Origin of the sequence: Chryseobacterium sp. SSA4.19 (assembly GCF_022601875.1) — a bacterium.
GTDB lineage: Bacteria > Bacteroidota > Bacteroidia > Flavobacteriales > Weeksellaceae > Chryseobacterium.
The window spans coordinates 1-7,285 of record NZ_JAKVIP010000051.1 but is presented as its reverse complement, the minus strand read 5'-3'; the positions used below and the strand labels follow the sequence as shown (position 1 = coordinate 7,285).

Below are 7,285 nucleotides of genomic sequence, written 5' to 3'. Positions count from 1 at the left end.
GACAGTATATCCTGGGCCAGGCAACCGGTGCAGATAACGATGCCTCCACCAACAGTTTGTCCACGGCTTCCTATATACGGAACATCGAGGATACCAACTGGACCAAGACCTATCCCTATTACGACACGATGGGAAGAGTGGTGTTCACTCATTCTATCAACCACCTGGGAGGCTATACCAAAACAGAATCCCTGCTTGATTTTGCAGGCGTTCCCCAAAAGACCAATACCTATCATTTAAGAAAAACAGGCGAGGTTGGAGTCATGGTACAGGAACGTTTTGTCTATGACAGCCAGAACAGACTGAAACAGCATTTTCACCAGGTCGACAGCAATTCCGAAGAGCTGCTCGCTGACAACACCTACAATGAGCTTTCCCAGCTGAGCAACAAAAAAGTAGGTTCCACGGCAGGCTCCGCCCCTTTACAGAGCATCGACTATGCCTACAACATCCGGGGCTGGATGACCGATATCAATAAAGCCCAGATGACGGTACCCGACCTGAGCGGGAAGCTGTTTGCCTACAACATAAAATACACCGGTAAAGAAGGAATCACCAATCCTGACTCGGTTTTATTCCCGGGAAAAAACGTCATGGGAAAATACAACGGGAATATTGCCGAAGTGGACTGGAGAGCAGTAGAAACGTTAGGACAAAATCCTTCGTTAACCCCAAAAAGATACGGCTATGCGTATGATAAACTGAACCGATTGACGGCAGGCTATTACCAGAACCCGAACAACCCGAACAGCAGGGAAAATACCGAGTCCATCGACTATGACCTCAATGGGAACATCACCAACCTGTACAGGACTTCCGTGATAGAATCCGGCAATACGGCCACCACTATTGACCGCCTGGAATACTCTTATGATTCAGGGAACAAAAGCAACAGGCTGACCAGTATCAAAGACCTGCAGAACAACCCTACCGGGTATGAAGGAGGCGGTGCCACCATTCCCTATGACCTGAACGGGAATATGACCGGGATGCCGGATAAGGGGATCAGTACAATTAAATACAATTACTTAAACCTTCCGGATCAGCTCAATTATGCCAAAGGGTCTGAAACGGTTACCGTTAAAACCAAATACGGAGCGGACGGGAATAAAGTACAGAAAGAGAACAGGACTGTTGTAAATGGGATTTCAGGTGAAACCATCCAAAAAAAGACAACGGATTACCTCGATGGCTTCCAGTATCTGAAAACAGAAAACTTCGGGATCAGCACTGAAATGATGGCCAGCCTTGAAACGTCCAGGGCCCTGGAAAGGCAGGCATTTTCTGTGGAACCGATGGCAGCGGAACTGACAGTGGCTTCCAAGAACCGTAATCTCCAGTTTTTCCCAACCTCGGAAGGATTTTATGATTACCAGAAAAACCAGTATATTTACCAGTACAAAGATCATCTTGGAAATACCAGGGTGAGCTTTGGAAGAAACAGCGCAGGCGCTCTTGAGACTACCGATGCGAATGATTATTATCCTTTCGGGATGAACCATCTGAAGACCGGAACTACCCTATTTGGAGCAGGGACTTATAAGAATTACAAGTACAACGGGAAGGAATTGCAAGAGACGGGAATGTATGATTATGGAGCAAGATTCTATATGCCGGATATTGGACGATGGGGTGTGGTGGATCCGTTGGCGGAAAAGTATAAACCAATGTCCACTTATCATATGTCAGGGAACAACCCTATTTTCTATGTTGATTCAAATGGAATGAACTATGATGATTATGGTGTTTCTAACAATGGTGATGTAACACTTATTAGAAAAACAGAAGATAACTTTGATAGACTTTATAAAGCTCAAAGTAATTCGGATGGAAGCGCTAAATTGGACGCAAATGGAAATGCACAAAAAGCAATTAGTGGAGAGGGAAAAGAAAATAAGGACTATGTAAAAGTAAATAAAGAGAGCAAAGAAAGTGGCACAGTTATAAGCCAACTTTCGGGTAGAGATAGTAGTAGTGGATTAAGCCACGGAACAACCAATAATTTTACAGATGCTAGAAAAGTTTTCCAATTTGCAGCAGACAACAGTCGTGTAGAATGGTCAATTGGAGGTTTTAGAACAGGACAAGGTAATAAGTTTTTAGTTGGAACCACGCATCTTACCGATAAAGTACAAGTTCCTTGGGCGTTTGGAGAAAAAGGACTGACTTACGAAAATAATATTTATTCTGGCCATACTCATCCATATACGGATATGCCACAGCCACATGATGTAGGAATATCAAACCCAGATGCTTATAACTTTATATATTATACTGGAGTGGGGGCAAAAGAGAGACAAAATTATTTTGTTCCTTTCAGTATAATTCGAGGGAAAGATGGAAAGTTAATAGCTTCTCCTAAATTGAATCAGAGACAACAAATCAAATTACCTAACTTAATAAAATAGATGAAAACAATATTTTTTTTTATATTACTTTTTGTTAGTATACTGTCTTCTGCACAAGATAGACTATCATTCATAAAGAATAGTTGGATAAAAGAGGAAGTCCAAAAAAGCGTTGACTATTTAAACAATACTAAGGTTATTCCTTTGGAAATCAGAAGTAAGGTTATTTTTATCACTTTCGATTTTGATGATATTTTTGATGAAGCACAAACAGAGATTATGGGTATTAATTATTCAACATATATTCCAACATTATTGGCTAAGCTGAATAAAAAAGAAGGACAATTTAAGATAGATGAAAAGTTTAGAGTTATGTATTATAATTACTCTACCAATATCGTATTTGTTTTTTTTAAAGGAGATAAATATTTTGATCAAAATCAAATGAAACAATTATCAAATGAAGTTCAGGTAGTCAAGGAAAATCTTACGAAATCAGAATTTTTTAAATATGAAAAAGGTAATAGTGTTACATTGGATGCAGTTGAAAATTTCATATCCTTGGAAAAGAAAGATAATAAATTTGTTCCTATTCGTGTAAACACTTTTGATTTAAAAACCTTTATGGAGGTTTGGTATGGAGTTGATGTGAAAGAAATTCCTGTTAGTAATACCAAAGATAAAGTAGTGGATAAAAAGAATTCGGCAGATATTTTTCATACACATCCTGAATAATTCCTGAAATTAATGAAGTATTTACAATTAAAAGTATAATGGTAAGGTGCTTCAGAAGATGGGAATGTATGATTATGGCGCAAGATTCTATATGCCGGATATCGGAAGATGGGGCGTAGTAGATCCGTTGACGGAGAAGATGACCCGCTTCTCGCCGTACGCTTACGCACTGAATAACCCTATGAGATTTATTGATCCTGATGGGAGAGATATAGTTCCATCTAAAGATTTTTTAGCATCAAGATATGGTTCTGTATACAAAAGTTTAAGAAAGTCGAACTCTATGTATAATTCAATTTTATCGAAATACAATAATACGAAAGATAATAATTACTATTTATTTTTAGGTGAAAACAATGTTTCTGTTGGAGCAAATGCAACAACATTCCGTACAGCTAGTAATAGACAGATATCTACTCTGGGAGGAAAAGTTATAAAAGAAACAATAAAAGGATATGAAGTTGAAACACACTATTCTAAAAAAATGATGAGTAACTCTGATAATAGCGAAAGAACAGAAATATCATTAGCAAGAACGCTCATTCATGAGGGGGTTCATGCAAAATTAGCACTAAATCCTAAAATAGTAGATGATGATGAGCATAATAAGTATAGTGAATATCAAAAAAATGTATTTAGTGCATTAGTAGAATATAATAGCGATAATAAGCTGGGTTATAGTTCAGAAGATTTAGAAGCTATTTCTTGGGGAGGCGCGACTGATTCTAAAGCATTCCATAATTATATAAATGATCGTGCTACAAAAAATGATACAACCTATAATGATGAATATAATAATTGGATTATACAAGTTAATAACGTTGAATATAAAAAAGCTGAAAATGAAAAAAAATAGAATATTGCAAATTATATTTTTTTTAATATTTGTAAATGGATATAGTCAAAAGATAAAATATTCATTTCGTGACACTCTCTCAATTAATAAAGCTTCTATAGAAATAACGATTGATAAAATTAAACCAAATCTTGTAAAATATATTGGATTATTTAATTATAAAAACTTTGAAACAACAACATTTAAAATAATAGATGAACATTGGTATATAAAAATAAACAAACAATGGTATCTGTTTTTTTATAAAGGTCAAAAGATGCCTTTAGTTTTTAATACAGGTAAGTTTAAATTTTCAGTATCTTGGGTTAAGACTAATTTTAAAAAGATAAATAATCAGGATATTTATGAATTTAGATTAAATCCTATAAATTTTACTATGAGTGGAAATACTAAATACTATTTTACTTATAAAGATGGTTTTTTTGCAATTAAAGGACACGATGGTTTTTTTGTAAGAGAAGACTTAATACCCAATCTCACAGATTTACAATCCCGAAGAGCTGCTTGCCGACAACACCTACAATGAGCTTTCCCATCTGAGCAATAAGAAAGTAGGTTCCACCGCAGGCTCTGCTCCTTTACAGAGCGTCGACTATGCCTACAACATCAGGGGCTGGATGACCGATATCAATAAAGCCCAGATGACGGTACCCGACCTGAGCGGTAAGCTGTTTGCCTACAACATAAAATACACCGGTAAAGAAGGCATCACCAATCCTGATCCTGTTTTATTCCCGGGAAAAAACGTAGCGGGAAGATACAACGGGAATATTGCCGAAGCGGACTGGAGAGCAGTAGAAACGTTAGGACAAAACCCTTCGTTAACCCCGAAAAGATACGGCTATGCGTATGATAAACTGAACCGATTGACGGCAGGCTATTACCAGAACCCGAACAACCCGAACAGCAGGGAAAATACCGAGTCCATCGACTATGACCTCAATGGGAACATTACCAACCTGTACAGGACTTCCGTGATAGAGGGCGGTAATACGGCCACCACCATTGACCGCCTGGAATACTCTTATGCTTCAGGGAACAAAAGCAACAGGCTGACCAGTATCAAAGACCTGCAGAACAACCCTACCGGGTATGAAGGAGGCGGCGGAACCATTCCTTATGACCTGAACGGGAATATGACCGGGATGCCGGATAAGGGGATCAGTACAATTAAATACAATTACCTGAACCTTCCGGATCAGTTCAATTATGCCAAAGGGTCTGAAACGGTTACCGTTAAGACGAAATACGGGGCGGACGGGGATAAATTACAGAAAGAGAACAGGACTGTTGTAAATGGGATTTCAGGTGAAACCATACAAAAAAAGACAACGGATTACCTCGATGGCTTCCAGTACCTGAAAACAGAAAACTTAGGACTGATCGGGATGAGTACTGAAACAATGGCCAGCCTGGAAACCTCAAGGGCCCTTGAAAGGCAGGCATTTTCTATGGAACCGATGGCAGCGGAACTGACAGTGGCCGCCAAGAACCGCAATCTCCAGTTTTTCCCGACCTCGGAAGGATTTTATGATTACCAGAAAAACCAGTATATTTACCAGTATAAAGATCATCTTGGAAACACCAGGGTGAGCTTTGGAAGAAACAGCGCAGGCGCTCTTGAGATTACCGATGCGAATGATTATTATCCTTTCGGGATGAATCATTTGAAAACAGGAACTACGATGTTTGGAGCAGGAACTTATAAGAATTATAAGTACAACGGAAAAGAACTCCAGGAGACAGGGATGTATGATTATGGAGCGAGATTTTATATGCCGGATATCGGAAGATGGGGCGTGGTGGATCCGTTGGCGGAAAAGTATACAAGAATGTCTCCTTACATTTATGCAGGAAATAATCCTGCAATATTTGTTGATTATGATGGAAGAGATTTTGGGATGAGTATAGATATGAAAAAAGGAACAATAACCATTACAGGAAATTACTATGCACTTAGTAGAGATATGAATGCTGCAAATGGAGCTATTGAAAAATGGAATAAAGTAAGTGGTAATTATTCTTATCATTACAAAGATGCAAACGGTTTACAAAGATCTCTTAAGGTAGTCTTAAAACTTACAACCACAGAAGTTAAATCAACAGCTAAAACGGATTTAAAAGATGCATTAAATAATGACAAATCAGGAATTGCAAATTCTTTTATAGTAGATGATCAAAGAATGGGACAGCAATCACCAACGACAGTTGGTATAACATTGGAAGGGCAAAGAGTTACTGTACGGTCAACATCAAGTGATGATACAGGAGGACATGAGGTAGGGCATACATTAGGATTAGATGATGATAAAGCTATTTCAACTGATATAATGACCCATACTTCGGAAAGTGGAGACACCATAACTTCTAAATACATACAAAATATTTTGAGTTATTTTGATGGCAATACAGCCAACCCTAATAAGGCTAATGATAAAACCAAAATAGAAGGGAATCCTAGTAGTGTTATAATTGATACTACAAACAGTAATTTAAAAACCGATAAAGATTATGAAAATTTTAAAAAAGGAAAAGTTAAATATTCACCTGAAGAATAATCTATGGTTAATATTTTGTTTACTATCACCAAGCTTAGTTCTTTCACAAAAGTTAAATGATTATTATTTAACAACCAATATTGTAACTTTTAAAAACCCTGTTCTTGTAGTTCCGGATTATAGTAAAGTTGGTATTTTTATAATGGAGAGTGAAGATTTTGAAAAGGAAAAAAATATCAAAAAGTTATTTAAGCTAAATAAAGCTTTTCTTTTTGATACAGAATCATTTAGCTTTCATTCAATTTCTGATAGAAAAAAATTGAATATTATCGAGAAGGATTATGATTATAATTCAAGAAAGGAAGAGGGAAAAACAATAATTCTGAAATTAGATGAGAAAATGAAGTCTTTTTATATTGGATTTATCAAATTAAGTTATTATAATCGTGTTGATGCTTCCGCCCATGCAAGATATCCTTATATACAAAATACGGATAATTATGAGCCTGTTTTTATACCTTCATTTACTGAATAATAATGGAAACATTCCCGCTGATATGAGCATGTAACCGATCAGGCCAATTTGTAATCCGTGATCAGATAAAAAACCATCGCAATTGCGATGGTTTTTTTGTTATATAATGTTCTGTTTTGTATACGGAAATAACTATCACCAAATAAGGGGCGGACGGGAATAAATTACAGAAAGAGAACACAACCATCGTGAATGGATCCTCAGGACAGACGACGATTAAAAGTACAACGGATTACTGGATATGCAAATAAAAATTCCAGTATCAGTTAAGCTACATTTAGATAGGTTTTGTTTTGATTGTTAAATTCTTCTA

The 7,285-nt window shown here is 37.0% G+C and carries 5 protein-coding genes and 1 pseudogene; all 6 read left to right on the top strand.

Going from position 1 to position 7,285, the window contains the following annotated elements; genetic code table 11:
- Positions 1 to 2,408, top strand: a 2,408-nt coding sequence (locus tag MKJ01_RS18575) for an RHS repeat-associated core domain-containing protein (RefSeq protein WP_302850502.1), incomplete at its 5' end; no start/stop codon positions are given.
- Positions 2,409 to 3,083: a hypothetical protein gene (locus MKJ01_RS18570; protein ID WP_241615745.1), complete on the top strand. Its 675-nt coding sequence runs from the start codon at positions 2,409 to 2,411 to the stop codon at positions 3,081 to 3,083. It begins immediately after the preceding gene.
- Positions 3,084 to 3,114: 31 nt separating this feature from the next.
- A pseudogene (locus MKJ01_RS18565) lies at positions 3,115 to 3,291 on the top strand (RHS repeat-associated core domain-containing protein); the annotation flags it as partial.
- 634 nt (positions 3,292 to 3,925) lie between these two features.
- Positions 3,926 to 4,465: a hypothetical protein gene (locus MKJ01_RS18560; RefSeq protein ID WP_241615743.1), complete on the top strand. Its 540-nt coding sequence runs from the start codon at positions 3,926 to 3,928 to the stop codon at positions 4,463 to 4,465.
- Between the two features lie 91 nt (positions 4,466 to 4,556).
- Positions 4,557 to 6,497, top strand: coding sequence for an RHS repeat-associated core domain-containing protein (locus MKJ01_RS18555; protein ID WP_241615742.1), 1,941 nt, complete (start codon positions 4,557 to 4,559; stop codon positions 6,495 to 6,497).
- Complete coding sequence (locus MKJ01_RS18550) at positions 6,451 to 6,972, top strand: hypothetical protein (RefSeq protein WP_241615741.1); 522 nt, start codon at positions 6,451 to 6,453, stop codon at positions 6,970 to 6,972. Before MKJ01_RS18555 ends, MKJ01_RS18550 begins: the two co-directional genes overlap by 47 nt.
- Positions 6,973 to 7,285 lie beyond the last annotated feature (313 nt).